The organism is Deinococcus soli (ex Cha et al. 2016) (assembly GCF_001007995.1).
Classification (GTDB): Bacteria; Deinococcota; Deinococci; order Deinococcales; family Deinococcaceae; genus Deinococcus; species Deinococcus soli.
The window spans coordinates 869383-895125 of the sequence record NZ_CP011389.1; the positions used below are offsets into that span (position 1 = coordinate 869383).

Annotated in this window: 23 protein-coding genes and 2 tRNA genes; 14 read left to right on the forward strand and 11 right to left on the reverse strand. The window is 72.1% G+C overall.

The window, feature by feature from the left end:
- Positions 1-24: 24 nt before the first annotated feature.
- Positions 25-597, reverse strand: a complete 573-nt coding sequence (locus SY84_RS04285; RefSeq protein ID WP_046842974.1) for a hypothetical protein — start codon at positions 595-597, stop codon at positions 25-27.
- Positions 598-715: 118 nt separating this feature from the next.
- Here SY84_RS04285 and SY84_RS04290 point away from each other — a divergent pair, with 118 nt between their 5' ends.
- Together SY84_RS04290 and hisG are read left to right on the forward strand one after the other, a co-directional pair.
- The gene (locus SY84_RS04290) at positions 716-1897 is read left to right on the forward strand and encodes an ATP phosphoribosyltransferase regulatory subunit (RefSeq protein ID WP_245621407.1); all 1182 of its coding nucleotides are present in this window, start codon (positions 716-718) and stop codon (positions 1895-1897) included.
- On the forward strand, positions 1894-2529 hold the full coding sequence (gene hisG / locus SY84_RS04295) for an ATP phosphoribosyltransferase (protein ID WP_046842976.1): 636 nt from the start codon (positions 1894-1896) through the stop codon (positions 2527-2529). Before SY84_RS04290 ends, hisG begins: the two co-directional genes overlap by 4 nt.
- A gap of 53 nt (positions 2530-2582) precedes the next feature.
- Here hisG and SY84_RS04300 read toward each other — a convergent pair whose 3' ends face one another.
- Positions 2583-3767, reverse strand: a complete 1185-nt coding sequence (locus tag SY84_RS04300) for a MalY/PatB family protein (protein WP_046842977.1) — start codon at positions 3765-3767, stop codon at positions 2583-2585.
- Positions 3768-3944: 177 nt separating this feature from the next.
- Here SY84_RS04300 and SY84_RS04305 point away from each other — a divergent pair, with 177 nt between their 5' ends.
- The 4 genes from SY84_RS04305 to SY84_RS04320 all read left to right on the forward strand — a co-directional run bounded on the left by SY84_RS04305 (position 3945) and on the right by SY84_RS04320 (position 6453).
- Positions 3945-4643: a 5'-methylthioadenosine/adenosylhomocysteine nucleosidase gene (locus SY84_RS04305; protein WP_046842978.1), complete on the forward strand. Its 699-nt coding sequence runs from the start codon at positions 3945-3947 to the stop codon at positions 4641-4643.
- 4 nt (positions 4644-4647) lie between these two features.
- Entirely contained in the window at positions 4648-5034 is a 387-nt protein-coding gene (locus SY84_RS04310) for a CidA/LrgA family protein (RefSeq protein WP_046842979.1), read from the forward strand.
- Positions 5031-5699, forward strand: a complete 669-nt coding sequence (locus SY84_RS04315) for an LrgB family protein (protein WP_046842980.1) — start codon at positions 5031-5033, stop codon at positions 5697-5699. Before SY84_RS04310 ends, SY84_RS04315 begins: the two co-directional genes overlap by 4 nt.
- A 154-nt stretch (positions 5700-5853) precedes the next feature.
- The gene (locus SY84_RS04320; protein WP_046842981.1) at positions 5854-6453 is read left to right on the forward strand and encodes a TetR/AcrR family transcriptional regulator; all 600 of its coding nucleotides are present in this window, start codon (positions 5854-5856) and stop codon (positions 6451-6453) included.
- A gap of 77 nt (positions 6454-6530) precedes the next feature.
- Here SY84_RS04320 and SY84_RS04325 read toward each other — a convergent pair whose 3' ends face one another.
- The 6 genes from SY84_RS04325 to SY84_RS04350 form a co-directional block, all read right to left on the reverse strand.
- Positions 6531-7214 carry a response regulator gene (locus SY84_RS04325; RefSeq protein ID WP_046842982.1) on the reverse strand — a complete coding sequence of 228 codons (684 nt, stop codon included), beginning with the start codon at positions 7212-7214 and terminating at the stop codon, positions 6531-6533.
- A 21-nt stretch (positions 7215-7235) separates the two neighbouring features.
- A complete protein-coding gene (locus SY84_RS04330) occupies positions 7236-8303 on the reverse strand; it encodes a DUF4097 family beta strand repeat-containing protein (protein ID WP_245621408.1) in 1068 nt (355 codons plus the stop codon).
- Positions 8300-10015, reverse strand: a complete 1716-nt coding sequence (locus tag SY84_RS04335) for a sensor histidine kinase (RefSeq protein ID WP_046842983.1) — start codon at positions 10013-10015, stop codon at positions 8300-8302. Before SY84_RS04335 ends, SY84_RS04330 begins: the two co-directional genes overlap by 4 nt.
- A gap of 90 nt (positions 10016-10105) precedes the next feature.
- On the reverse strand, positions 10106-12913 hold the full coding sequence (locus SY84_RS15770) for an EAL and GGDEF domain-containing protein (protein WP_052751037.1): 2808 nt from the start codon (positions 12911-12913) through the stop codon (positions 10106-10108).
- A 135-nt stretch (positions 12914-13048) separates the two neighbouring features.
- Positions 13049-13123 (reverse strand) — tRNA-Val (locus SY84_RS04345).
- A gap of 7 nt (positions 13124-13130) precedes the next feature.
- Positions 13131-13206 (reverse strand) — tRNA-Ile (locus SY84_RS04350).
- A gap of 136 nt (positions 13207-13342) precedes the next feature.
- On the opposite strand from SY84_RS04350, the gene SY84_RS04355 reads away from it, so the two are divergent.
- The 5 genes from SY84_RS04355 to SY84_RS04375 all read left to right on the forward strand — a co-directional run bounded on the left by SY84_RS04355 (position 13343) and on the right by SY84_RS04375 (position 18608).
- Positions 13343-14731, forward strand: coding sequence for a glycogen synthase (locus SY84_RS04355; RefSeq protein WP_046842984.1), 1389 nt, complete (start codon positions 13343-13345; stop codon positions 14729-14731).
- Positions 14728-15585, forward strand: coding sequence for a hypothetical protein (locus SY84_RS04360; RefSeq protein ID WP_245621409.1), 858 nt, complete (start codon positions 14728-14730; stop codon positions 15583-15585). Before SY84_RS04355 ends, SY84_RS04360 begins: the two co-directional genes overlap by 4 nt.
- A gap of 62 nt (positions 15586-15647) precedes the next feature.
- A complete protein-coding gene (locus SY84_RS04365) occupies positions 15648-16433 on the forward strand; it encodes an RNA methyltransferase (protein WP_046842985.1) in 786 nt (261 codons plus the stop codon).
- A gap of 47 nt (positions 16434-16480) precedes the next feature.
- The gene (locus SY84_RS04370) at positions 16481-18283 is read left to right on the forward strand and encodes a GAF domain-containing sensor histidine kinase (RefSeq protein WP_081424507.1); all 1803 of its coding nucleotides are present in this window, start codon (positions 16481-16483) and stop codon (positions 18281-18283) included.
- A gap of 76 nt (positions 18284-18359) precedes the next feature.
- Positions 18360-18608: a hypothetical protein gene (locus tag SY84_RS04375; RefSeq protein WP_046842986.1), complete on the forward strand. Its 249-nt coding sequence runs from the start codon at positions 18360-18362 to the stop codon at positions 18606-18608.
- Between the two features lie 166 nt (positions 18609-18774).
- Here the strand turns inward: SY84_RS04375 and SY84_RS04380 are convergent, their stop codons facing one another.
- Together SY84_RS04380 and SY84_RS04385 are read right to left on the reverse strand one after the other, a co-directional pair.
- The gene (locus SY84_RS04380; RefSeq protein WP_046842987.1) at positions 18775-19227 is read right to left on the reverse strand and encodes a VOC family protein; all 453 of its coding nucleotides are present in this window, start codon (positions 19225-19227) and stop codon (positions 18775-18777) included.
- The gene (locus SY84_RS04385) at positions 19224-19685 is read right to left on the reverse strand and encodes a hypothetical protein (protein WP_046842988.1); all 462 of its coding nucleotides are present in this window, start codon (positions 19683-19685) and stop codon (positions 19224-19226) included. Before SY84_RS04385 ends, SY84_RS04380 begins: the two co-directional genes overlap by 4 nt.
- A 254-nt stretch (positions 19686-19939) precedes the next feature.
- On the opposite strand from SY84_RS04385, the gene glgP reads away from it, so the two are divergent.
- The 3 genes from glgP (at position 19940) to SY84_RS04400 (ending at position 24084) form a co-directional block, all read left to right on the forward strand.
- Complete coding sequence (gene glgP / locus SY84_RS04390; protein ID WP_046842989.1) at positions 19940-22456, forward strand: alpha-glucan family phosphorylase; 2517 nt, start codon at positions 19940-19942, stop codon at positions 22454-22456.
- Between the two features lie 229 nt (positions 22457-22685).
- Entirely contained in the window at positions 22686-23060 is a 375-nt protein-coding gene (locus tag SY84_RS04395) for a carboxymuconolactone decarboxylase family protein (protein WP_046842990.1), read from the forward strand.
- 190 nt (positions 23061-23250) lie between these two features.
- The gene (locus tag SY84_RS04400; RefSeq protein ID WP_046844938.1) at positions 23251-24084 is read left to right on the forward strand and encodes an EamA family transporter; all 834 of its coding nucleotides are present in this window, start codon (positions 23251-23253) and stop codon (positions 24082-24084) included.
- An 81-nt stretch (positions 24085-24165) separates the two neighbouring features.
- Here the strand turns inward: SY84_RS04400 and SY84_RS04405 are convergent, their stop codons facing one another.
- Entirely contained in the window at positions 24166-25740 is a 1575-nt protein-coding gene (locus SY84_RS04405) for an ABC transporter ATP-binding protein (protein WP_046842991.1), read from the reverse strand.
- Between the last annotated feature and the right edge of the window lie 3 nt (positions 25741-25743).

Sequence of the window (25743 nt, forward strand, 5' to 3'; positions counted from 1 at the left end):
GGGTGGAGGCCCGTTCGCGAAGGGTCAGCGGGCGCGGAGGTTGGTGGTGTTCCCGGCGGTGTCGGTGACCACGATGTCCGCCCAGATGCCGGTCGTCTCGGCGTAGAACTCGACGCTGGCGCCGGGAGTGATGTTCAGGCGGTTGCCGTCCACGCTGACCTGCGCGACACGGACGTTGTCGCTGGCGACGCCGGACACGCGGATGACGTTCCCGCTGCGTTCGAAGCGGGTGACCTTCACGGTGGGCCGCGTGGGGTCCACGCTGACCGGCAGCACCAGTTTCGCCTCGTTCCCGGCGGCGTCGCGGGCGGTGATGGCGTACTGCCCGGTGGGCGTGGACAGCACCGCCTGGAACTGGAAGCGAGCGATCTTGCGGCTGCCGGGCTGGATGGGAATGCTCTTGCCGTCCACCTGGATGTCCGTGACGCCCGTGTCGTCCAGGACGTAGCCCTGCACCAGGAACCCGTTGGCGTTGCGGGTGGCGCCGGTGTCGGTGACGCTGATGCGCGGCGTGAAGTTGTCGGTGGTGCGGGCGCAGCTGCCCAGCGTGAGGATCAGGCTGGCTCCCAGCAGGGCGAGGATCGGGGAGCGGCGCATACAGGGCAGAGTATACCCGCCGCGTGCGCGGGCCTGGACCGGGTCGCGGCCCGGCAGGAACGGGGAGGTCAGACGGGGATGACGGTGGGCGGCGCGGGTGGCGCTTAGAATGCCGGGCGTGAATTCGTCCGCCTCATCATCCGCTGCCGCTGCCGGCCCCGGGCCGCGCGTGTCGGCGTTCATTCCGGAGGGCACGCGCGACGTGCTGCCGCCCGAGTGGGCGCAGCGTGAAGCGATCCGCGCGCAGCTGTCCGGCCTGTTCTCCCGCTGGGGGTACCGTGGCGTGGAGGTTCCCGCCCTGGAGTACGCCAGCGCGCACCATCCGCAGGACGCCGTGGCGTTCAAACTGATCGACTCGGGCGGGCAGGTGCTGTCGCTGCGCAGCGAGTTCACGACCGCCGTGGGCCGCCTGGTCCGTACCCGGTACCCGCAGGGGCCATTCCCGCTGCGGTTGCAGTACTCGGGGCGGTTGTGGCTGCGCGCGCAGAACAGCGAACTGGGGCGCCTGCGGGAGTTCAATCAGCTGGGCGTGGAACTGATCGGCGTGGAGACCGCGCAGGCGGACGCGGAACTGCTGCACCTGGCGGCGGCGGCGATGCGGGAAGTGGGGGTGGGCGCGGCGCTGGAGGTCGGGTATCCGGGCTTCGTGGACGCCGTGCTGGAGGACGCCGGGCTGCACGGCGCGGCGCGGGCGGCGCTGCACGACGCGATCGACCGCAAGAGTGGCGCGGACGTGGACCTGCTGTGCGGCCAGTTCGGGCTGGGCGGCGACACGCGCCGCACCCTGCACGCCCTGACGGACCTGTACGGCGGTCCCGAGGTGCTGGACGCCGCGCAGGGGCTGGCGCGCGGCACGCGCGCGCAGGAGGCGGTCGCGCACCTGCGCCGCGTGGCCGCGCTGTACGCGGGGCCGCTGCTGTTCGACCTGGGCGTCAGCCGCCGCTACGACTACTACACCGGGCTGACGTTCCGCGCGTACGCGCCGGGCCTGAACCAGCCGGTGCTGGGCGGGGGTCGCTACGCGCTGGAGGGGGGCCTGCCGGGCGCGGGCTTCGCGCTGGGCCTGGAACGCCTGATGCGCGCCCTGGCCGGCGACCTGCCTCCCGAACCGGAGCTGGTGCTGGCCCTGGATCTCGCGGCGGCCGACGCGGCGCGCGCGCAGGGCCTGCACGCGGAACTCGCCTGGACGGACGACCGGACCGAGCTGCGGGCGTTTAGCACGGCGCGCGGCATCCACCGCTGGGCCAGCAGTCAGGGCGGCACACTGACCTTCCAGCCCGCCACGGAGGTGACGCAGTGACCCCCGCCCCCACCCGTGACCCCGGTCACCTGACCCTGGCGCTGCCCAAGGGCCGCATCCTCGAAGACGCCATCGCGCTGCTGTCGCAGGCGGGCCTGCCGCTGACCATGCCCGAGAAATCCCGCGCGCTGCGCCACGAGTTCCCCGGCGTGACCGTACTGGAGCTGCGTAACCAGGACGTGCCGGTGTACGTGGACCTGGGCGTCGCGGACGCCGGGATCGTCGGGAAGGACGTGCTGATCGAGTCGGGCCGCACCGTGTACGAACCGGTGGACCTGAAATTTGCCGGGTGCCGCCTCTCCCTGATCCGCGAGGTCGGCGCGGACGGGGACATCGCGCGGGTCGGCACGAAGTACCCCCGCGCGGCCCGCGCGTACCTGAACGCGCGCGGCATTCCCGCCGAGATCGTCAAGCTCAGCGGGAACATCGAACTGGCGTGCCTGACGGGCCTCGCGGACGCCGTGGTGGACCTCGTGCAGACGGGCAGCACCCTGCGCGCGAACAACTTGGAGGAGGTGGACGTGCTGTTCCACTCGACCGCGCGGCTGGTCGTGAACCGCGCGGCCCTCAAGACCCGCCGCGAGCGCCTGCGGCCCCTGATCGAGCGGCTGCGCGAACTCACCTCGCAGTAAGTGGGGAGTAGGGAGTGGGAAGTGGAGCAGCACCGCATCCACTCCCCAAATGCCTACTTCGTGGCGTTCAGGGCGCGTTCCATGCGGGTCAGCGCCTCGGTCAGCAGCTCGCGGCTGGTGGCGAAGTTCAGGCGGATGAAGCCCTGGTACTGCGGCTTGTGGCCCTCGTGCGCGAAGACCGGGCCGTCGTGAATGGCGACCCGCGCGTCCTCCAGCAGGAAGGTCTGGATGTCCCCGGCGCGCGGGTGGGCGCGCAGGTCCAGCCACGCGAGGTACGTCGCCTCGGGGACGTGGAAGCGCACCCAGGGGAGTCGCTCGCGCAGGAACGCCGCCATGAAGTCGCGGTTCTCCCGCAGGTACTGGGCGGTCTCGGCCAGCCAGGGGCCCCCCTCGGCCAGAGCGGCGCGCCACATGGTGATGCTCAGGGCGCTCTCGTGACCCATCAGTCCGCCCGCCGCGCCGCGCACGCGGGTCAGCAGCTGGGCGCTGTGGCTGATCATCGCGCCGATGCCCAGCCCGGCCGTGTTGAAGGCCTTGCACGGTCCGGTCAGGGTGATGGTGCGGCTCTGCACGCGCGGGTCGGCGGCGAACGATTCGAACGGCCCGGCCGTGAAGCGCAGGTCGGCGTGCAGCTCGTCACTCATGACGAACAGGTCGCGCGCCAGCACGAGGTCGCGCAGTTTCTGCAGTTCCTCGGCGGTCCAGACGCGGCCGGTGGGGTTGTGCGGGTGACACAGCAGCAGCAGGCGCGACCCGCGCGACGCGGCGTCCATCGCCGCCCAGTTGATCTCGAAGCCGTGCTCGCCGTCGCGCAGCGGCACGCCCGCCACGCGGCGGCCCAGTTCGGTGATCGCCATGTGGAACGGGTGGTAGATGGGCGTCATGGTCACGACCGGTTCGCCCGGCGTGGTCAGGGCGTGCACGGCGGCGTAGATGCCCGGCACGACGCCCGGCAGGAACGTCAGGTTCTCGGCGGTCAGGCCCTCCAGGCCCTGCGCGGCCAGCTTCGGCAGCAGGGCGTCTTTCAGGCGGGTGTCGCCGCGCAGCTGCGCGTACCCCAGGCCCGCGTCCAGCCGCTCGTGCAGGGCCCGCATGATGGGCGGCGCGACCGGGAAGTCCATGTCCGCCACCCACATGGGAATGACGTCTTCCGGGTACAGCGTCCATTTCAGCGAGTCGGGGTGACGCAGGGCGCTGACGTCCAGGGTGTCGCGAGGGTTCCGGGCAGGGTCCGTCATGAGGTCGAGCATACCCCCCGCCCATGAGGAGGCCGGAAGCGGGCGGCGAGGCGCAGGGAGTGGGGCAGGACCGCTGCCCCGCTCATGCAGTCCCCGGCGCCCGGAACGCGGAGGACCGGCCCACTCCCCATGCCCGACTTCCCCCACTGCGCCCCGGTCAGGGCTAGACTGCACCCCATGCTGGCGATCATTGGCGCGATGGACGAAGAAATCGAGTTGCTTCTGGCGGATCTCATGGCCCGGGAGGATCTGTCGTTCCCCGGCGTGACGCTGCACCGGGGCGCGCTGGACGGCGTGCCGGTGCTGCTCACGCGCGGCGGGATCGGGAAGGTGAACGCCGCGATGACCACGACGTACCTGTTGATGCAGGGCGCGACCCGCGTGATCTTCACGGGCGTGGCGGGCGGCGTGCACCCCGAACTGCGCGTCGGGGACATCGTGGTGAGCACCGACTGCGTGCAGCACGACGTGGACGTGACGGCCCTGGGCTACGCGGCGGGCACCGTGCCGGGCGAACTGCCGGCGTGGCCGGCGGATGACACGCTGCGGCTGGTGGCGCTGGAGGCCGCGCGGGACGTGGAGGGCATCCGCGTGCTGGACGGCCGCGTGGCGAGCGGCGATCAGTTCATCGCCTCTAGGGAGGGCGTGACGCGCCTGTGGACGGCCTTCGGTGCGGCCTGCGCCGAGATGGAGGGCGCGGCGGTCGCGCAGGTGTGCGCGAAGGCGGGCGTGCCGTTCGTGGTGATCCGTTCGGTCAGCGACACGGCCGACCACGACGCGAAGGTGGATTACCGTGAGTTCATGCCGCTGGTGGCCCGCCACGCCAAGCAGGTCGTGCGCGGGATGCTCGCGCGCCTGAGCGCCCAGGCGGGCTGAGCCCGTGACGTCCGGGTCGGTCCCGGCGCGCCTGCCGGCCCCGGCCCGCTTCGTGCTGGGGCTGGGCCTGCTGCTGGCGTTCGCGGCGGCCGGTCAGGCCCTGACGGGCGCGCTGGGGCTGCCGCTGCCGGGGTCGGTGGTGGGGCTGGTGCTGCTGTGGGCGGCGCTGGGCCTGAAACTGGTGCGGCTGCACTGGATCACGGACGCCGCCGACGGCCTGCTGGGCGTGCTGGGCCTGCTGTTCATTCCCGCCACCGCAGGCTTCCTGCAATTCCTGGGGGCGGGCGCGGCGTGGGGCCTGTGGCTGCTGGTCATGACGGCGGGGCTGCTCGTGGGAGCGGGCGCGGCGGGCCTGATCGCGTCGCGCCTGCTGCGACCGGAGGACGCTTGATCTGGATCATGCTCACGCTGCTGGCCTTCGCGGCGGGCGTGCTGGCGCAGCTGCGGCTGCGGTCGCCACTGGCGAACCCGACCCTGATCGGCACGCTGCTCGTCGCGGCGGCACTGCTGCTCACGCGGGTGCCGTACGACACGTACCTGCACGACGTGCAGCCGCTCTCGGCGCTGCTCACGCCCGCCGTGGTCGCGCTGGCCGTACCGCTGTACCGCCTGCGGGCGCTGCTGGCCCGGCAGTGGCGGGCGCTGCTGCTCGGCGGCCTGAGCGGCACGGCGCTGGGCGTCACGGTGGACACGCTGCTCGCCCGCGCACTGCACCTCTCCCCCGACGCGCAGCGGGCCCTGCACACCGCGCCCGCCACCAGCCCCGTCGCGCTGCAACTCGCGCCATTCACGCACGCGCCCCCCGCGCTGGCCGCCACGCTGGCGGTGCTGTCCGGCCTGATCGGCGCACTGATCCTCCCCACCATCCTGAGCACCCTGCGCGTCCGGCACCCCCTGGCGCGCGGCATCGCCATCGGGTCCGTCGCGCACGGCATCGGGACCGCGCGCGCGCGCGAGGAAGGCGAGTGGGCGGGGGCGGCCGCCTCCATCGGCATGGGGCTCGCCGCGCTGACCGTCACGCTGATCGTCGCGGTGATTGGGGGAAGTGGGCAGTAGGGAGTGGGAAGTGGGTCGCTCGCGTCCCACCAGCCGAAGGGCCGCTGCGCCGAAGGTCCGTGACCGAACTGCACCGCCCCCTCTCCACTTCTCATTCACCCCGGCCTGCCTCTGCGCCTTGACCTTCGCCCGCGCAGCCGGGATGCTGGGGGGGATGGCGCGCAAGGTGAATCCCATTCAGGACCGGGCGCGGCGGGCGGCGCTGGAGAAGGCGGCGTACCTCGCGATCTACGAGCGGGGGTACGCGGGCGTCACGCTGGCGGACATCGCCGCGCACGCCGGGGTCAGCCGGGGCACGCTGGTGTACCACTTCGGGAGCCGCGCGGGCCTGCTCGCGGCCGTTATGCGGCGGTTCTCGCGGACGATCGCGGTGGCGACCCGGCGCGCGGTGCGGCTCTCGGACACGCCCGAGGGGAAGCTGAGGGCGTACGTGGACAACCAGTTCTACGGGCTGGTGAACACCCGGCGGTTCTACACGGTGTCCCTGGATTTCCTGGCCGCCGCCACGCGCGACGCGGACCTGATGACCATGCAGCGGGCGTTCCTGGCCGAGTCGCTGGCGGTGGATCTGGAACTGGCCCGGCTGGTGGGCTCAGCCGGTGCGGAGGGCCGGGCGCGGCTGCTGCGGGCCATCGTCGAGGGCCTCAGCGTGCGCTTCCTGGCCGACCCGGACCCGGATCTGGCGGTGTACCGCGCGGACTGCATGACGGGCCTGCGGGCGGTGCTCGGCTGGCCGCCGGACGACGCCCCGTAGTTACACGGATTCCGTTTCGCTCGTGCTCGCTCCGCTCTGGTTGAAAGGTTTGCAGAATCTTTCAACCAGAGTCCGTATTACACGTTCACGCCGTCCAGGGTGGCGATGCCGTGTTTCAGGGCGTACAGGGCGGCCTGGGTGCGGCTGTCCAGGCCGAGTTTGCTGAGCAGACGCGACACGTGGGTCTTGACGGTGGCCTCGCTGACGCCCTGGTCGGTGGCGATGTCGCGGTTGCTGTACCCGTGCGCGAGAAGTTGCAGCACGATGGTTTCCTTGGGCGTGAGGCTCTCGCGCATCTCGCCGCCGCGGAAGTCCCGGACGAGGCGTTTGGCAGCCTCGGGGTGCAGGCGGACCTCGCCGCGCGCGGCGGCGTGGATGGCGTCGGCCAGCGTGTCGGAACTGGCGTCCTTGAGCATGTAGCTGATCGCGCCCGCCTCGATGGCGCCGTTCACCTTGTGTTCCTCCAGGGTGCTGGTCAGGGCGATGACCTCGGTGTCGGGGTGCTGGCGTTTGAGGGTGCGGGTGGCGGTGATGCCGTCCATGACGGGCATCATCAGGTCCATGATGACCACGTCGGGGTGCAGGGTGGCGGCGGCCTGGAGGGCTTCCTCGCCGTTGGCGGCCTCGCCGATCACGTCGATCAGGGGGTCGAGGCCGAGGAAGAGACGCAGGCCCTGGCGGACGACGGCGTGGTCGTCGACGAGCAGCACGCGGACGGGAGCGGGCGCAGTGGCGGGTTCGGGGGTGGGGTCGTGGGTCATGTGGGGTCTCCGGGTAGGGGTCTATCGGCGGGTCAGGGCGCGGCTGGAGCTGGAGGGCGGGTCAGGGGCGCGGTCGGGGTCGGTGGTGGTGACGGTACTGCTCCCGGCGTCCACGAACACGTCCAGCGCGGGCGTGGGGCTGGGGGGACGGCCCTCCGGGAAGGTCTGGGTGTCGCGGTCGGGGTAGCGGACGCGGGCGGTCAGGGTGGGCGGGAGGATCAGGGTGACGTGTCCGCTCTGGCTGCGCACGTCGAGATTGCCGCGCGTGCGGGCGGTGGCGGAGATGCGGATGTCACCGCTGCCGGTGGTGACGGTGCCGCGCCCGGTGAGGACCGGGAGGGTCAGGCGCACGCGGCCGCTGTCGGTGCCGACACCCAGGGTCTGGGTGGTCAGGCTGCCCAGGTCGAGGCGCTGGTCGCCGCTGCCGGTGTTCACGCGCAGCGCGTCGGTGAGGCTGCCGCGCGGGGCGGTCAGGGTGACGGCGCCGCTGCGGCTGACGGCGCTGACGGCCCCGGCCTCGCGGGCGGGGAGGGTCAGGGTCTGGTCGCCGCTGTCGCTGCGGACGGTCAGGGCGCGCAGGCGCAGCGGCGTGAGGCTCAGGTTCTGGTCACCACTGGCGGTGCTCGTGCTGAGCGTGACGGGCAGGTCGCGGCTGACCCCGACCTCCAGGCGGTGCTGCACACCCTCGGGGCCGCTGATGACCACGCCGCGTTCGCGCAGGGGCTGCACGTTCAGCCTCAGGGCGGCGGTGATGGCGCGGCCCTGGCGGGTCACGTCGGCCTGCACGGGGTTACGGGCGCGGTGGTGCGCGCGGCCGCGCAGGGCGTAGGGACTCCCGGCGTTCAGGGCGGTGATGGTCAGGTCGGTGCGGTCCCCGCCGACGGTCAGGGCGGCGCTGCTGGCGAGGTCCAGCGGGAGCGGGCCGTCCAGCTGCACGCTGATGGGCGTGTCCTGCACGCTCATGCCGGGCGTCAGGGTGCGGCCGCTGCCCTGCCACACGAGCAGGCCGCCCACGCCCGCCAGGAGCAGCCCGGCCGCCATGCGCCGCAGGGTGGGCGCCAGGGGGCGCGAGGCGGGCAGGCTGGTCACGCGCTCTCCTCCGGCCGGGTGGCGGGGAGGGTCAGGGTGACGCGGGTCCCCTGGCCGGGGCCGCTGAGGACTTCCAGGGTGCCGCCGGCCCCGGCGGCGCGTTCGCGCATGCTGCGCTGCCCGAGCGTGCCGCGGCCCTGGGCGGTCACGTCGAAGCCGCGCCCGTCGTCGCGGACGCTCAGGGTGACGTGCGTGGCGTCCTGGGTGACGCTCAGCCACACCTGACCCGCGCGGGCGTGCTTGACGGTGTTGTGCAGCGCCTCCTGCGCCACGCGGTACGCGGCGGCCTGCGCGTCGGGGCTCAGGGCGGGTTCCTCGCGCAGGTCGGCGTGGACGGTCAGGCCGTGGCGGGCTTCGAGCGCGTGGGCGTGCTGGGTCAGCGCGGCGATCAGGCCGCCTTCCTCCAGCGCGTCGGGGCGCAGGCTGAACAGCAGCGCCTTCATCTCCGACACGCCGCCCTCGGCGAGGCGGATGGTGTACTCCAGGCTCTGGCGGGTGCGGTCCGGGTCGCGTTCCAGGGTGGCGCGGGCGGTCTTGGCGCCCAGCGTGATGCCGTACAGCGCCTGCGCGACGCTGTCGTGCAGTTCACGGGCCAGCCGGGCGCGTTCCTGCTCCCCGGCGCGCGCGCCCGCCCGTTCGATCAGCTGCGTGGCGTGCAGCGCGGTCCCGGCGTGGTCGGCAATGGACAGCAGGAACGCCAGTTCGTCCGCGCCGGGCCGGGTGCCCGGGGCGTACAGGGCGCGCAGGGTCCCGCCGTCTGCCCCGGCACTGGCGGGCAGCGTGACGGGCAACGCCGCCAGGGCCGCCCCGCCGCTCAGGGCCGTCAGGCTGGCCTCGCCGGGCGCCGGCGGGCGGGTCAGCGGGCCGCTCAGCGCCGCGAGGTCCGGTGGGCCGAAACCCGCGTCCAGGGCGCGCAGCGTGCCGTCCGGGGCGACCAGCGCGACCGCGTCTGCGGTGCTGGCCGCCCGCGCCTGCGTGGTCAGGTCACGCAGCGTGGCGGGCAGGTCGTCGCCCAGCGCGACCCTCCCGGCGGCGCGGCGCAGGGCGATCACCTCGCGCCGCGCCGCCTCGGCGGGGTCGCGGGCGAGCAGGGCGGCGCCCAGGCGGGTCCACATGCGGCCCATCAGGTTCACGACGCCCGCCGTGACGAGCAGTGCGCCCGCGCCGGTCAGCATCAGGCCCGCCACGGCGACCGGGCCGGGCTCCAGCGTCCACTCGTTCCACACGAGCGGGACGCTCTTGTCCATCAGCCACACCGGGGCGCCCAGGCCCAGCACGACCGCCGCGAGCAGCGTCGCGAGCACCACCCAGCAGATCACGCCCAGCGGCAGCTGGATCACGTGGAACAGCAGCGTGCGGTACGTGGCGGGGTCGCCCAGCGTGGCGCCCAGCCACCCGAGCAGCCCGCCGGGCCGCAGCGCGGGGGCGGGCCGCGCGAAGCGCACGCCCAGCACGCCCATCAGGGTGCGCTGCGCGTCCCCGAGGCCCACGACCAGCCACAGCGCCCCGATCAGGAACAGCGCCCCGATCAGGACCGGCAGGCTCAGCACGCCCACGAGCACGGCGGCCGTCAGCAGCGCCGCCACGAGCGTCCCGGCGGGCACGCTGAGCAGCACGTACGCGGCGGCGCGGTACGTGGCGGGGTCCAGCAGTTCCGCCAGCGCGTGCCGGGGGGCGGGGCGGGCGGGTCGGGTCGGGCCTCCCTGATCCATCACCCTTATCATGCCGCGCAGCGTAGCGGTCCGCAGCGGCGCGTGGCGTCCCCCGAAAGGCGCACGGGCACGCCCGCGCCCCCCACTGGCCTAGGCCTGGGCGGTCAGGGCCGCGTGCTGGGCGGGCCAGTCGCGCCGCCACGCCTCGAAGGCCGCCGGGGGCAGGGGCGGCGCGAACAGGTAGCCCTGCATGGCGGCGCAGCCCAGGTCCAGCAGGGCCCGGACCTGGGCAGGCTGCTCGACACCCTCGGCGATCACCTGCAGGTTCAGGGCGCGGCCCAGCCCGATGATGGCGGTGATCAGCGCGGTCGCCTGCGGGCCGCTGCGGCCGGGCGCGAGGAACGACCGGTCGATCTTCAGGGTGGTCACAGGGAACTCGTGCAGGTAGCTGAGGCTGGAGTACCCGGTGCCGAAATCGTCGATGCTGACCTGCACGCCCTGGGCGCGCAGGACGCCCAGGTTGCGCTGCACGTGCTCGACGTGGCGCATCAGGAGCGTCTCGGTGACCTCCAGTTCCAGCAGGTGCGCACTCAGGGCGCTGGCGCGCAGTTCGGCCTGCACGGTGTCCACGAAGGTGGGGTCGGCGAACTGCGCCGCGCTGATGTTCACGGACACCGCCAGCGGCTGCCCGGCGTCCGCCCAGCGGCGCGCCTGCGCGCAGGCCTCGCGCAGCACCCAGCGGCCCAGCGGGACGATCAGTCCGGTCTCCTCGGCGACCGGGATGAACGTGGCGGGGGACACCGGGCCGTCCGGACTGTTCCAGCGCAGCAGGGCCTCGGCGCCGAGCAGTTCGCCGCTGGCGGGATTCACCTTCGGCTGGTACGCCAGCCAGAACTGCCCGGCGTCCAGCGCGGCGCGCAGGTCGTGCCGCAGCTGCTGCTGCCGCTGGATCTCGCCGTGCAGCGCGCGGGAGTAAAAGTGGTGGCGGTTGCGCCCCTCGGCCTTGGCGCGGTACATGGCGGCGTCGGCGTGCTTGAGCAGCTCGTCGGGGTCCGCGCCGTCCTGCGGGTACAGGGCCGCGCCCAGGCTGAGCGTGACGTGCGCCGCCTGCCCGTCCAGGTCGTACGGCGCGGTGACGGCCGCCATGAGTTTGCCGATCACGGTCTGCACGTGCGCGGCGCTGCTCACCTCGGGCAGCAGGATGATGAACTCGTCCCCGCCCTGGCGGCTGACGGTGTCCGAGGCGCGCAGGGTGCCGGTCAGGCGGCGGGCCACCTCGCGCAGCAGCTGGTCCCCGGCGTGGTGCCCGAGCGTGTCGTTCACCTCCTTGAAGTGGTCGAGGTCCAGAAAGAGCACCGCGAACGCCGCGCCCCGGCGGTGGGCCAGGGTGGTCGCCTGCGCGATCCGGTCGCGCAGCAGCACGCGGTTGGGCAGGTCGGTCAGCGTGTCGTGCTGCGCGAGGTGACTCATGCGCAGCGCCATGGCGCGGGTCTGCGTCACGTCATGGAAGACGATCACGGCGCCCAGCAGTTCCCCACTGTCACTGAGGATCGGCGCGGCGGAATCCTCGACGCTGTGCAGCGCCCCGCTGCGTGCACGCAGCGCCGTCCCGCCCGCCATGGCCATGATCTCGCGCCGGTGCAGCGCGGCCCGCAGGGGGTTCGGGGCGCCCCTCAGGGTCGTCTCGTCCAGCAGCGGCATGACCGTCTCGATGGGCTGCCCGGCGGCCTGCGCCTCGGTCCAGCCGGTCATGCGCTGCGCGACCGGGTTCAGGAACGTGACGTGCCCGTGCGGGTCGGTGGTGATCACGCTGTCGCCGATGCTGGCCAGCGTCACGCGCGCCAGTTCCCGCTGCTCGCGCAGCGCCTGCTCGGCCACACGCCGGGCGGTGACGTCGGTGCCCAGGGCGAAGAAGCCCCGGACCTCTGTGCCCTGCACATCGGGGACGTAGCGCAGTTCGGTGTGCCGCTCCCGACCCGCCGCGTCCGTGATGGTCCGGTCGAAGACCTGCGGCTCGCCGCGCAGGACTGCGTCCATGAACGGGCGGTTCAGTCGGTACGAGTCCGCGCCGATCACGTCCCGGATGTGCCGCCCGCGCATCTGCTGCGGGGTCTTCCCGAACCAGTCCAGATACGCGCGGTTCCCGAAGCGGTTGCGCAGCCCGGCGTCCCAGTAGCCGATCATGGCGGGCAGGTTGTCCAGCAGCACCTGCATGTCCCGCTGCGCCTGCACCCGCTCGGTCACGTCCGACAGCGTGCCGGTCACGCGCGTGATGACGCTTCCGTCACGGCCCGTGACGCGGCCCCGCAGGGCCAGCCAGCGCTCGACACCGTCCGCGCCACGCTGGCGGAACTCCAGATTGATGACGTCGGCCTTGCCCTGCGCGTGCCGGCGGTAGGCGCGCAGCAGCCGGGGCCGCTCGCCGGGCGGCAGGGCCCGCCACCAGGCGCGCAGGGTCCGACCACCCAGCGGCACGCCGCCCAGCAGCAGGCAGCGGTCGGTGCAGTCCAGGGTGCCCAGCGGCGGCCGCCAGTCCCAGATGCCGTCCTGCGTGGCGTCCACCGCCAGGTGCAGCCGCTCGGTCAGGTCCTGCATGGCCGTGACGTCCTGCACCTGCAACAGCAGCGCGCCCGGTTCGCCCGACGTACCCGCCAGCAGAGAGACCTTGGCCTGCGCCTGCACGACACTGCCGTCGCGCCGCAGGTAGCGGCGGCGCCGCTCGAACCCGTCCTGCTTGCCGCTCAGGGTCCGCTGCACCTGCATGTCGTCGTCGGGCCGGTCGGCGGGGTGCGTCACGTCCCGCGCGGCGCAGCCGAGCAGGTCGGCGCGCGGGACGTCCAGCAGGTCGCACAGCGCGTCGTTGACATCCAGGAAGGAGCCGTCCGTGCCCAGCAGCGCCATTCCGATGGGTGCGCGGCGGAATACGGCGGCCAGCAGCTGCGCGCGCTGCTCAGGCATGATCGGACGGGTCAGGTATGAGGGGAGACATGTGGGGAACGGCCGGAGTCTACCGCACGCCGTGGCGCACGGTCAGCAGGCTCACCCGACAGGCCCATACGGAGAAAACCCCGCCGAAGCGAGGTTTTTTCTGTGTGGTGGGCGGTATAGGATTTGAACCTACGACCCTTCGCGTGTGAAGCGAATGCTCTACCGCTGAGCTAACCGCCCGGTATTGTGGTGGGCCCTGCCGGATTTGAACCGGCAACCAATCGGTTATGAGCCGACTGCTCTGACCGTTGAGCTAAGAGCCCGCAGAGCTTTTCTTGGCTGCCCTCGTTCAGGGCGAGGGGAAGTGTACCAATGGGCCAGGGGCTTGTCAAACCCCCCGCCCCGCCTTGCCTGAGTGACGCGCGTGTGGGGGCGCGGCGGGCGGGTAGAGTGCGGGGCATGCGTGTCGTGCATGTGGCGTCCGAGGTGTTCCCGTTCTCGCGGTCCGGTGGGCTGGGCGACGTGCTGGGTGCGCTGCCGGCGCAGCAGGCGCGGCTGGGCGCGGCGGTGACGGTGGTATCGCCGTGGTACGCGGATATCGCGCAGCCCGTGCGGGAGGTCTGGCGCGGGGCGCTGGACGCGCCGGGGTCGGTGCCGCTGGCGGACGTGCGGGTGGGAGAACTGGTGCAGGGCGGCGTGCAGTTCGTGTTCGTGGGGCTGGGCGCGTTCGACCGGCCTGGGCTGTACTTCCCGGATGACGTGTGGCGCTTCACGCAGTTCGCGCGCGCGGTACTGCCCGCGCTGGAGCGCGTGGGCGTCACGCCGGACGTTCTGCACGCGCACGACTGGCAGGCGGGACTGGTGGTGGCCCTGGGGCGCCTGGCGGGGCTGCGGGCGGTGTTCAGCGTGCACAACCTCCAGTACCAGGGGCGCTGGAACCTGATCGACGGGGCGGGCTGGACGGGCCTGCCGGACTGGGCGTTCACGCATGAGGGCCTGGAGTTCCACGGAGACGTGAATCTGATGAAGGCGGGGCTGGTGTTCGCGTCGCAGGTGACGACGGTCAGCCCGACGTACGCGCAGGAGATCACCACGCCCGAGTACGGCGAGGGCCTGGAGGGCCTGCTGGTGCGCCTGACGCACGAGGGGCGCCTGAGCGGCATCCTGAACGGCCTGGATCAGGACCGCTGGGACCCGCGGACGGACGCGGACATCACGCCGTTCGCGGACGTGGCGGGCAAGGCGGCGTGCGGGGTGGCGCTGCGCGCGGAGTTCGGGCTGGACGACGCGCCGATCCTGGGGGTGGTCAGTCGTCTGGCCGAGCAGAAGGGCATGGACCTGCTCATCGGGGCGCTGCCCGAACTGACGCGCGACTGGAACGTGGTGGTGCTGGGCGGCGGGGACCCGCGCCTGGAGGCGGGGCTGCGCGAGTGGGACGCTCACCCGCGGGTGGCGTTCGCGCAGGGCATGAACGAGCCGCTGGCGCACCGCATCTACGCGGGCGCGGACGCCTTCGCGATGCCCAGCCGTTTCGAGCCGTGCGGCCTGTCGCAGATGATCGCCATGCGCTACGGCACACTGCCCGTGGTGCGCGAGACGGGCGGGCTGGTGGACACCGTCCCGCACGAGGTGGGCTTCCGTTTCGCCGGGGCGACCCCGCAGGCGCTGACCCGGGCCTGTGCCGAGGCGCGACTGACCTTCGACGACCGTGCGGAGTGGACAGCCCGCGCCGCCGAGGCGATGAGTCTGGATTTCAGCTGGGACGGCCCGACCCGCGAGTACCTGGGCCTGTACGCCCGCGTCCTGAGCGTCCCGCCGCGCCCCGTGGCGGGCCTGGAGGGCCTGTGACCGTGCCGGACGGGAAGGTCCACGTCGAGCGCCTGTCCGGCGAGGGTCTGACGACCGCGCTGGCCGCGTTGTACGACGCGCCGCCCGAAGCGGTCGCGTGGATGGCGGACGTGTGCACGGCGGCGTGGGTGGCGTTCGAGGTGCAGTCCGGCGAGGACGGCGAGCCGCGCGAGGTGGTCCTGGGTGCCGCCGGGACGCGGCCCAGCCCGGCGCACGGCGCGGAACTGCTCGGCGGCGTGTTCAGCGGGCCGCTGCGCGAAGGCGCGGCGCTGGCCCTGGCGGACGCCGCGCGCGCCGAGGTGGGCCGCGCGTACGTGTTCGCCGACGGGCACCTGTTCCCGCCCGAGCCGTTCCTGACGCTGGGCTGGCGCGAGACGGGCGCGTACCGCCGCCTGGAGGGCCGCGTGCCCTACCGGCACGTCACCCCGCCGGACGGGGCGTCCCTGCTGGCCCTGGCCGACACGCCCCACGCGGCGCGGCTGGAGGCGCTGCGCACCTACGAGGACCGCATCGGGCACCACGCGGTGCACGAGGACGCCGCGCGGGACGGCGCGGGCGATTTCGACGCGCACGTCAGCGTGATCGCGCTGGACGACCAGGGGCGCGGGATCGGCGTGTGCCGCGCCGCCATCGAGGATGGGCAGGGCCGCGTGGACGCTCCGGGCGTGCATCCGCTGTGGCGGCACACGGCGCTGCGCTCGGCGCTGCTGAACGAGGTGAACACCCACCTGCGCGCGCGCGGCGTCACGCAGCTCAGCATGGATTCCTGGGGGGACACGCCCGAGGACCTCGCGCACGACCTGAAGTGGGGCCTGCACGTCGTGGACGAGACGCCACTGCTCAGCTCGCCCTGACCTGCGCGCTGAACGTGGGCGGCGGCGCGGTCGAATTGCGCCGCTGCGGTACCATCGGGGGTGTGAATCTCGCGGTGGTGCTCGTTTCTCCTAAAACTCCTGGCAATATCGGTTCGGCGGCGCGCGCCATGCTGAACATGGGGGCGCGGGACCTGCGGCTCGTCGCGCCGCGCTGCGATCACCTCGATTCCGGCGCGGTGGCGATGGCGGTCCACGCAGCGGACCTGCTGCGCGAGGCGAAGGTGTATCCGACGCTGCGCGAGGCGCTGGCCGACCGGGACCTGAGCGTGGGCACCACGGCCCGCCTGCGCGCGGATCTGGCTCCGCCGCAGCACCCGGCGTACGTGCGCCCGCTGGTGCGCGCGGCGGCGGCGCCCGCGCTGGTGTTCGGCCCGGAGGAGACCGGGCTGATCAACAGTGACCTGGAGCAGTGTCAGCTGGCGGTGCGCATCCCGACCGGGGATTACGCGAGCCTGAACCTCGCGCAGGCGGTGCTGCTGGTCTGCTACGAGTTCCTGCAGGGGCAGGAGGAACTGCCCGAGCGGCAGCGCAAGACCGCCACGCGCGAGGAGATGGAGGCCCTGTACGGGCACCTGCGCGAGACGATGACCCTGATCGGGTACACGGACGCGGTGCGGGCGCGGCACACGCTGCGGCTGTGGCGGGCGACGCTGGACCGGGCACTGATGAGCAGCGCCGAGAGCCGCCTGTTCCGCGGGCTGCTGCGCCAGGTGCAGTGGAAGGTGGAGGACGCCGCCGCGCGCGGCACGACCGCCCCCCGGCAGGCGCCCGCACCGGACGCCCCAGAGCTGGACCTCCAGGCCACGGACGACCTGCCGGGCAGCTGAGTCCGCCCGGGACGGCTCGCCCGGCGGGTGGGGCCTAGACTGGGGGTATGACGGACGCTCCTGCGCCGCGCCAGCCTGCTCCTGACGCCCTGACCCCTGATCTCTCGCCCCTGCCGGACGGGCTGCCGGACGCCCTGCCGGAGACGCTGGACGGCGCGCCGGTGCGGGGGCCGCGGGGGTTCCGGCTGTCGGACCGGGTGCGGGTGGTGCGCAACGTCCTGCCGCCGCTGATCGTGCTGGTGGTGGGCGTGGTGGAGTTCCTGATCTCTCTGCTGCCCGGCGCGGCGCTGGAGCTGTGGGCGCACCTGCTGTTCTACGGACTGGTGGGGCCGGCGGTGACGTACTTCAGCGTGGAGTGGATCGCGGAGGGTACCCGCGCGCGCGAGCGGGCCGAGCGGCAGCTGCTGGACCTGTACGGCGAGCTGCGGGTGTCGCACGCGCGGCTGGGCGCGGTGCAGGAACTCATGCGGGACCTGTCGGACGCGGCGGACATGGGCGCGGTGCTGGACGTCGCGGCGCGCGGCGCGGTGCGCGTGACGGGGGCGCAGCGGGCGACGCTGACGGTGCCGGGCGGCCTGAGCGGCACGGCCAGCGCCGAGGGGGAGAGCGGCGGGGCGGCGGGGCCGCTGCATCCGCTGAAGGTGCCGGTGCCGGGCGGCGGGGCGCTGGCCCTGCACTTCCAGGAGCCGCCCCCGGCGGACGCCGAGGCGCTGGCGCAGGCGCTGGCCTCGGAGGTCGCGCGGGGTGTGGAGGCGGTGCGGCAGCGGACGCTGGACCTGATGACGCTGTACTCGGTGGATCAGAGCATCCGCGCCGAGCGCAACATGCGCCGCCTGCTGGGCCGCGTGACGCACGCCATGGCGGGCCGCGTGGGGGCCGGGGCGCGCGCAGTGGTCCTGAGCGATCAGGACGGTGTACTGCGGCTGGAGTACGCGCAGGACGCGCACGGCGAGCGCCGCGGCGGGGTGGCCCCGGCGTTCGCGCAGCGGGTCGCGCACGCGGAGGCCGCCCTGAAGGCCACGGACGAGGAGGCCAGCGAGGTGTTCCCGGAGGCCCGCAGCGTGCTGGGCCTGCCCATGCGGGATGAGGAGGGACTGGTGGGTGTGCTGCTGCTGGGCGACCCGGACCCGAACGCCTTCGATGACGCGCGGGTGTCGCTGCTGGCGCTGATGGCGGGGCAGGCGACGCTGGCGGTCCGCAACGCGCGGGCGTACCTGTACTCGGAGGAACTGGCGATCAGTGACGAGCGCGCCCGGATCGCGCGGGAGATTCACGACGGGGTGGCGCAGTCGCTGGCGTTCGCGGCGCTGAAGCTGGACGTGGTGGCCCGGCAGATCCACACTGACCCCCCGAAGGCGGAGGCGGAGGTGCGCGCCGCGACGACGCTGCTGCGCGAGCAGATCCGCGAGGTGCGCCGCTCGATCTTCGCGCTGCGGCCCATCGACCTGGAACGCTACGGACTGCTGGAGACGGTGCGCCGCTACGTGCTGGATTTCGGCGAGCAGAACAATCTGCGGGTGCATCTGAACGTCAGTGGGGACGTGCACCTCGCGCCGGGGGACGAGGCGGTCGTGTTCCGGATCCTGCAGGAGAGCCTGAACAACGTCGCCAAGCACGCCCGCGCGCAGGAAGTCAAGGTGACGCTGCACGGCGCGGAGGGGGTGACGCTGCGCGTGCAGGACGACGGGGCGGGCTTCGACCCGGACGCCATCACGGGCCGCGTGAGCAGCGCGGGCGGCCTGGGCCTGTTACAGATGCGCGAGCGGATCGAGGCGCGCGGCGGCCTGTACCGCGTGCTGTCCAGCCCCGGGCACGGCACCCTGGTCGAGGCGGAACTCCCGCAGGGGTGAGCGCGGGGGTGAAGTTCCGCACACTTAAGGTCCGGCGTGGCAGGCGGCTGTGACGCCCTCCCGTCTACCCTGCGGCATGACCTTCGCAGATACATCCTTCGAGGCGCGCACCTGGGCGCTGATGGGCCTGCTGTCCCGCGCGGACGGGAGCGTCATGACCCTCGCCGAGTACGAGGACGTCTGGGACGAGCTGATGAGTGCCGTCGAGGCGCGCGGCCTGCGGTTCTCGGGCCGCGCGATGCCGCTGGACCTGGATCATCTGTCCCCACAGGCCGTCCGCGCGGCCATGCACCCGCAGGACCGCGACGTGAACGAACCCCTGTGATCAGGGCCTGTCCTAGGGACTCCGGTTGAAAGGTTGGCAAAAACGTTCAACCCGAGTGGACTCGGAGAGCTGCGCAGCAGAGCAAGCAGGAGAAAACCGGGTTCCGGGTGTGGAGTTGGCAACCCGGTGTCCTTCCGGGTGGTGAACGCAACAGACGGAGTCCGTATCAGCCGGGCAGCTGGATGAATTCCAGGATGGTGCCGTCCGCGTTGTGCAGGTACGCCAGTCGCGCGCCGACCGGGCCGGGTCCCTCGGTGACGACCGCCACCTGACCCCGGACCTGCCAGCCCCAGGGGGCGCTGTCGCGGATCAGCGCGCCGAGGTCCGCGACGCGGAACGCGAGGTGCCAGGAGCCGATGTCGGCCGGGCTGGGCCGGTACGTGGCGCGGCCCCCTGGCGCGAGCGGCTGGTACAGTTCGACGGTCTGGCCGTGCAGGGCGAGCATCGCGAGGCGGCTGCGCAGGCCGGGCACGCCGGTTTCCTGTTCGGGGAGGGGACCGCCCACCTCGGTGATGCCGAGCAGGGTGAAGCCCAGGACCTGCTGCCAGTAGCCGAGTTCGTGGGTCAGGTCGCTGACGGCGATGGCCGTGTGGACGGGCCCGAGGACATGGCCGCTCATGGCCGGGGCAGGACGGCGCGGATCTTCGCTTCCATGCCGGTCATCACGCTGGGGTGGCGCAACGCGGCGACCAGGGCTCGGGTGGCGTGATGTTCGCTGCCGCTCAGGCCGTCCTGGAGGTGCGCGTGGACGGCGGGGTGCAGGTACCCGCGTGGCCACAGCAGGTCGCGCAGCAGGTCGGCGGCCGGCAGGTGCCCCAGGGACTGTCCGGCGCGGGTCAGGTGCAGGGTGGCGTGCCCGTGGGTGTCGCAGGTCAGCTGGGCGTGGACGGGGTGCCCGGCGTGGCGGGTGACGTGTTCCAGCGTCTGCTGAAAGGCGTTCACGAGGTTCAGGGCGAGGCTGCGGCCCAGCAGGGTCAGGCGGGCGGGGTCGTGGGTGGTGACGTGCAGGGTCTGCGTGAGCTGCCGGGCGAGGCGGTCACCTTCGGTCATCAGGGCGGCGTGGGGGTCTGGGGTCATGGGGTCTCTGGGTGGGGGAAGAGGCCGGACGCTGTCTGGACAGCTGGGCGTCCGGGGCGGGGGCATCGGGGGGCGGGCGGCGCGGCGGCGCACTGGAAGCAGTGGGATAACGGTGGGGACCTGTAGGCGACCAGGCAGGGCTGAGACGGTGTTTTCGCTCTGTCCAGGGGGCGACCAGGGACCGGTGGGGTTCTCAGGTGAGTCGGGGGCGGCGCTCAGCAGATAAAGAGAGGCTTAGTGTAAGCTCATCGGGTATGAACGTCATTGGCAAGGTCACTGTGCTGCCTCAGCTGCCGCCCAGCATCGCGCGGCTGTCTGAACTGGCTTACAACCTCTACTGGTCGTGGACGCCTCACGCTCAGGCGCTGTACGAGGAACTCGACGCTCCAAATTGGGAGCGCTTCCAACACAACCCGGTCCGCCAGCTGCTCGAGGTGCCCCAGGCCCGCCTGGAACAGGCCGCCGCCGACCCCGCGTACCTCGCGCGCTACGCGAAGGTCATGGCCGACTTCGACGCCTACATGGGCAAGCAGGACACCTGGGCCGCGAAGAACGCCGCCGGCATGAAGCCGGTCGCGTACTTCAGCATGGAGTACGCCTTCCACGAGTCCCTGCCCATCTACTCCGGCGGTCTGGGCGTCCTCGCGGGCGACCACTGCAAGAGCGCCTCGGACCTCGGGATTCCCTTCACGGCGGTCGGCATGCTGTTCCACCAGGGCTATTTCCGGCAGCTGTTCGACAAGGACGGCTGGCAGAACGAGGCCTACGACGAACTCGACCTGACCACCCTGCCCATCACGCCCGCCCTGACCGAGAAGGGTGAAGAGGCGCGCGTGAAGGTCCGCATCGGCGAGCGCGACGTGCACGTCCGCATCTGGAACCTGAACGTGGGCCGCATCAAGGTGCTGCTGCTCGACACCAACGTCCCCGAGAACAGCGAGGACGACCGCAAGCTCACGGCGCGCCTGTACGGCGGCAACCAGGAACTGCGCGTGCAGCAGTACGTCCTGCTGGGCGTCGCGGGCATCCGCGCGCTGCGCGTCCTGAACGTCCCCGGCGACGTGTACCACATGAACGAGGGCCACGCCGCGCTGCTGGGCCTGGAACGCACCCGCGAGTACGTGGCGCGCGGCCTGGACTTCAAGACCGCCCTGGAAACGGTCGCCAGCTCGACGCTGTTCACCACGCACACGCCCGTCGCCGCCGGGAACGACGCCTTCGCGTACGACCTGATGGACCGCTACATCGGCGCGTGGCCCGCGCAGCTGGCCACCAGCCGCGACGAACTGTACCGGCTGGCCGAGCACGAGCAGATGTGGGACGGCCACCCGGTCCCGACCTTCTCCATGACGGTGTTCGCGCTGAACATGAGCCGCGCGGCGAACGGCGTGTCCGAACTGCACGGCGAGGTCAGCCGCGACATGTGGAAGTTCCTGTACCCCGGCGCACAGACCGAGGAGGTGCCGATCGGGCACGTCACGAACGGCGCGCACAACCTCACCTTCACGTCCCAGGCGATGCGGGACCTTCTGGGCACCGTGCTGCCCGCCGACTGGACCGAGCGACTGGAAGACGAGCAGATGTGGGAAGCCGTCGAGAAGCTGACGGATCAGCAGCTGCAGGACGTGCAGCGCGACATGAAGCGCGACATGATCACCTTCGTGCGCGGCCGCATGCGCGAGCAGATGCTGCGCAACGGGGCGTCGGCCGCCGACGTGGCCGCCACCGACACCCTCCTCGACGAGAACACCCTGACCATCGGCTTCGCGCGCCGCTTCGCGACGTACAAGCGCGCCACGCTGCTGTTCCGCGACAAGGCCCGCCTGAGCCGCATCGTGAACCACCCCGAGCGCCCCGTGCAGTTCGTGTTCGCCGGGAAGGCCCACCCCGCCGACAACCCCGGCAAATCCTTCATCCAGGAGATCTACAAGATCAGCCAGGAACCCGAGTTCCGCGGCAAGATCGTCATCCTGGAGAACTACGACATGCACGTCGCGCGTCACCTCGTGCAGGGCGTGGACATCTGGCTGAACAACCCCCGCCGCCCCCTGGAGGCCTCCGGCACCAGCGGCATGAAGGCCAGCTTCAACGGCAGCCCCAACCTGTCCATCCTCGACGGCTGGTGGCGCGAAGGCTTTGATGGCACGAACGGCTGGCCGATCGGTGAGGAACGCGAGTACGCCGACCTGAACGTCCAGGACGACGCGGACGCCTTCAGCATGTACCACACGCTGGAAACCGACATCACCCCCCGCTACTACGGCGGCCTGAGCGGCCAGCCCACCTGGGCGTCCACGGTGCGCCGCGCCATCCAGACGGTCAGCCCGCGCTTCTCCATGCAGCGTCAGGTGATCGACTACGTGCAGAAGTACTACCGGCCCATCGCCGAGCGCGGCGCGACACTCGCCAGCGGCAACAGCACCCGCGCCCGCGAGATCGCCGCGTGGAAGGGCTGGGTGCGCCAGCAGTGGCCCTACACCACCCTGACCGCCCAGGCGCAGCTGCCCGCCACCGCCCGCCCCGGCCAGAGCGTCCCCGTGACCGCGCAGGTGAACCCCGCCGGGATCAACCTGGACGAACTGCGCGTCGAGGCCGTCCTGAACCGCGGCGGTCACCTGACCCACGTGCCCCTGGTCAGCCGCGGCGGCGGCACGTACAGCGCCGAGATTCCCCTGAAGGACAGCGGCCTGTACTCGGTGGGCGTGCGGATGCTGCCCGTCATCGACGGGCTGAGCAACGACCTGGAAGCGGGCCTGATCAAGTGGGCCTGACCGGCGGTCAGGTCGCCACGACCTGACCCGAGTGGAACGAGAAGCCGATCCGAGCGGCGGTCTGCAGTGGAGGTGGTGGGGTGCGTTCCCCCATCACCGGAACGGAAGACCGCCGCCTGAGTCCCTGCTGAGCCCTGCCCCCTCCCCGACCGGGAGGGGGTTTTTCGCTGTCTGCACGCTCCCTGACGCGGTGACAGGCTCGCCGCAGCGGCGCCCGGTACGCTCAGGCATGAGCGAGCAACTGGAACGCGGGAAACGCAAACGCGCGCAGGTCATGGGGCAGGAGTACGTGGACCGGGCGTTCACTGGGGATCCCGAGGCGTTCGGCGCGGACTACCAGCGCTTCCTGACCGAGTACGCCTGGGGCGCCGCGTGGGGCCGCGGGAACCTGACCGACCGCGAGCGGCACATGGTCACCCTGGGCATCCTGGCGGCGCTGGGTCGCGAGCGGGAGTTCGAGGGGCACGTCCGCGCGACCCGCAACACGGGTGTCAGCGAACGTGACCTGAGTGACGTGCTGCATCAGGTGGCGATCTACGCGGGCGTCCCGGCGGGCCTGAGCGGGTTCACGATGGCCAGGCGGGTGCTGGAGGAGCAGGAGTAGGCATTCCGGCAGGGCAGACACCCGCCCCCGGCGGACGTGCGTGGGGTGATCTAATGCCCGCCATGTCCCGTGCCCTCCCCTGCCCCGTCCCCGCCAGTCAGCGAGTCGTTCCCATGGGACGCCGGTCTTGACCAGCCCGGCCATCCCGGCGCGGCCCAGCCTGCCGCCCGTGCCGTCCCTGCTGCTGGCGATGCTGAGCATTCAGGGTGGCGCGGCCTTCGCGAAGACGCTGTTCCCGACGCTGGGCACGGCGGGCACCAGCGCGGTGCGCGTGACGCTGGCTGCCGCTGTCCTGATGCTCGTGTTCCGCCCGGCGCTGCACCGCCTGACGTGGGCTCAGTGGCGCGCGATCCTGCCGTACGGCGCGGCGCTGGGTCTGATGAATCTCGCGTTCTACGAGTCGCTGCGGCTGCTGCCGCTGGGGCTGGCGGTCACGCTGGAGTTCGTGGGGCCGCTGCTGCTGGCGCTGGCGCTGTCGCGCCGCCCGCTGGACGTGGCGTGGGTGGCGCTGGCCGGGCTGGGCATCGTGCTGATCTCCCCCATCGGCGGTGGGGGGGCCGCGAACGTCCCGCTGCTGGGCATCGTGCTGGCCCTCGCGGCGGGCGGCATGTGGGCGCTGTACATCCTCGCGGGGGGGGCGGTGGGCCGCCGGGTGCCGGGCACGACCGGCGTGGTCGCGGGCATGATCGTCGCCGCGCTGATCATTCTGCCGTTCGGTGTCGCGCAGGCCGGCCCGGCGCTGCTCACCCCGCACGCGCTGCTGCTGGGCCTGGGCGTCGCGGTGCTCTCCAGCGCCCTGCCGTACACGCTGGAGATGCGGGCCCTGCGCGCCATTCCCGCCCGCATCTTCGGCGTGATGATGAGCGTCGAACCGGCCCTGGCGGCCCTGAGCGGCCTGCTGTTCCTCGGTGAGCGCCTCACGGCCGTGCAGTGGGCGGCGATGGCCTGCGTGATCGCCGCCAGCGCGGGCATCAACCTGACCGGTAAGGCGGGCGCGCACAGCGAACCGGAACCGGTGAATTAGGGAGTCACACGAACAGGCCCGCCAGCTGGAACGCTGCGCGGGCCTTCTGTTGCAGGCGGGCCGTCACCCCGCTGCCCCGGGTTACCAGTTCGCCTGGGTGGTGGTGGTGTCCCCGCCGCTGCCGGTCATCAGGAGGCCCAGCTGGGTCTCGGTGGCGTTCGCGGCGTTCACCTCACCGACAATCCTGCCCTCGTACATCACCAGAATGCGGTCGGCGAGGTTCATGACCTCCCCGAGGTCGGCGCTGACGAGCAGCACGGCGAGGCCCTGGTCGCGCGCCTCGACGATGCGGGAGTGGATGAACTCGATCGCACCGATGTCCACGCCGCGGGTGGGCTGGCTGGCGACGAGGATCTTGGGGCCCTTGCGCATCTCGCGCGCGACGATGATCTTCTGCGCGTTCCCGCCGGAGTAGCTCCCGGCGGGCAGGGTGGCGCTGCGGGGGCGGACGTCGTACTGCTCGCTGAGGGAGCGGGCATTCTCGTCGATGACGTCCTGCTTGAGGATGCCCAGCGGCCCGGCGAAGGGCGCGCGGTCGTGCTCACCCAGGATGAAGTTCTCGGCGGTGGTCATCTCCAGCACGAGGCCGCGTTCGTTGCGGTCCTCGGGGACGTGGGACAGGCCGCTGGCCTCGACCTCGCGCACGCCGCGCGCGTTCTTGCCGAGGTACGTGATCTGGCCCTGGTACGTCTGGAGGCCGGTGATCGCCTCGACCAGTTCGCTCTGGCCGTTGCCCTCGACGCCCGCAATGCCGACGATCTCACCGGCACGCACCTGGAAGCTCACGCCGTCCACGGCGTTGCGGTGTTCGCCCCTGACGACGACGTTCTGCACGTCCAGCGCGACCTGTCCCGGCTGGGCGGCGGCCTTGTTGACCTTCAGGGTGACGTCGCGGCCCACCATCATGCGGGCCAGGATCTCGGTGGTGGCGCCCTGGGTGGGGATCGAGCCGATCATCTTGCCGTCGCGGATGACGCTGATGGTGTCGCTGATCTGCAGCACCTCGTGCAGCTTGTGGCTGATGAACACGACGGCGTTGCCGCTCCTGGCGTACTGGTTGACCAGGAAGTCGAACAGTTCGTCGGTTTCGCTGGGGGTCAGCACGGCGGTGGGTTCGTCGAGAATCAGGATGCGCGCGCCGCGGTACAGGGTCTTGAGGATCTCGACCTTCTGCTGGAGGCCGACGGGCAGTTCACCGACGATGGCGTCGGGGTTCAGGTCGAAGTTGAACTGCTTGATGAGTTCCGCGACGCGCCCCCGGGCCGCGCCGTAGTTGATGCTGCCGCCGCTGGTGGGTTCCATGCCCAGGATGACGTTCTCGGTGACGGTTAGGGTCTCGACGAGCATGAAGTGCTGGAAGACCATGCCGATGCCGCGCTTGATGGCCTCGCTGGGGTCGGTGAGGTTCACGACCTCGCCGTCCACGACGATCTCGCCGCTGGTGGGGGGCTGGATGCCGTACACGATTTTCATCAGGGTGCTCTTGCCTGCGCCGTTCTCGCCGCACAGGGCGTGGACGCTGCCCCACTTGACCTGCATGGAGATGTTGTCGTTGGCGAGCACGAGGGGGAAGCGTTTGGTGATGCCGCGCAACTCCAGCGCGTTCGGGGAGTTGTGCTGAACCGCGCGCAGAACGTCGGCCTGTGGAACAGTCATAAC

Excerpts from the sequence above, each read along its gene's own strand:
- SY84_RS04395 (WP_046842990.1), top strand. The coding sequence starts at position 22,686 with ATGAGCGAGCAACTGGAACGCGGGAAACGCAAACGCGCGCAGGTCATG.
- SY84_RS04320 (WP_046842981.1), top strand. The coding sequence starts at position 5,854 with ATGGCGCGCAAGGTGAATCCCATTCAGGACCGGGCGCGGCGGGCGGCG.
- SY84_RS04305 (WP_046842978.1), top strand. The coding sequence starts at position 3,945 with ATGCTGGCGATCATTGGCGCGATGGACGAAGAAATCGAGTTGCTTCTG.
- SY84_RS04380 (WP_046842987.1), bottom strand. The coding sequence starts at position 19,227 with ATGAGCGGCCATGTCCTCGGGCCCGTCCACACGGCCATCGCCGTCAGC.
- SY84_RS04400 (WP_046844938.1), top strand. The coding sequence starts at position 23,251 with ATGCTGAGCATTCAGGGTGGCGCGGCCTTCGCGAAGACGCTGTTCCCG.
- SY84_RS04405 (WP_046842991.1), bottom strand. The coding sequence starts at position 25,740 with ATGACTGTTCCACAGGCCGACGTTCTGCGCGCGGTTCAGCACAACTCC.
- SY84_RS04300 (WP_046842977.1), bottom strand. The coding sequence starts at position 3,767 with ATGACGGACCCTGCCCGGAACCCTCGCGACACCCTGGACGTCAGCGCC.
- SY84_RS04385 (WP_046842988.1), bottom strand. The coding sequence starts at position 19,685 with ATGACCCCAGACCCCCACGCCGCCCTGATGACCGAAGGTGACCGCCTC.
- SY84_RS04325 (WP_046842982.1), bottom strand. The coding sequence starts at position 7,214 with ATGACCCACGACCCCACCCCCGAACCCGCCACTGCGCCCGCTCCCGTC.
- glgP (WP_046842989.1), top strand. The coding sequence starts at position 19,940 with ATGAACGTCATTGGCAAGGTCACTGTGCTGCCTCAGCTGCCGCCCAGC.
- SY84_RS04355 (WP_046842984.1), top strand. The coding sequence starts at position 13,343 with ATGCGTGTCGTGCATGTGGCGTCCGAGGTGTTCCCGTTCTCGCGGTCC.
- SY84_RS04375 (WP_046842986.1), top strand. The coding sequence starts at position 18,360 with ATGACCTTCGCAGATACATCCTTCGAGGCGCGCACCTGGGCGCTGATG.
- SY84_RS04335 (WP_046842983.1), bottom strand. The coding sequence starts at position 10,015 with ATGGATCAGGGAGGCCCGACCCGACCCGCCCGCCCCGCCCCCCGGCAC.
- SY84_RS15770 (WP_052751037.1), bottom strand. The coding sequence starts at position 12,913 with ATGCCTGAGCAGCGCGCGCAGCTGCTGGCCGCCGTATTCCGCCGCGCA.
- SY84_RS04285 (WP_046842974.1), bottom strand. The coding sequence starts at position 597 with ATGCGCCGCTCCCCGATCCTCGCCCTGCTGGGAGCCAGCCTGATCCTC.
- SY84_RS04370 (WP_081424507.1), top strand. The coding sequence starts at position 16,481 with ATGACGGACGCTCCTGCGCCGCGCCAGCCTGCTCCTGACGCCCTGACC.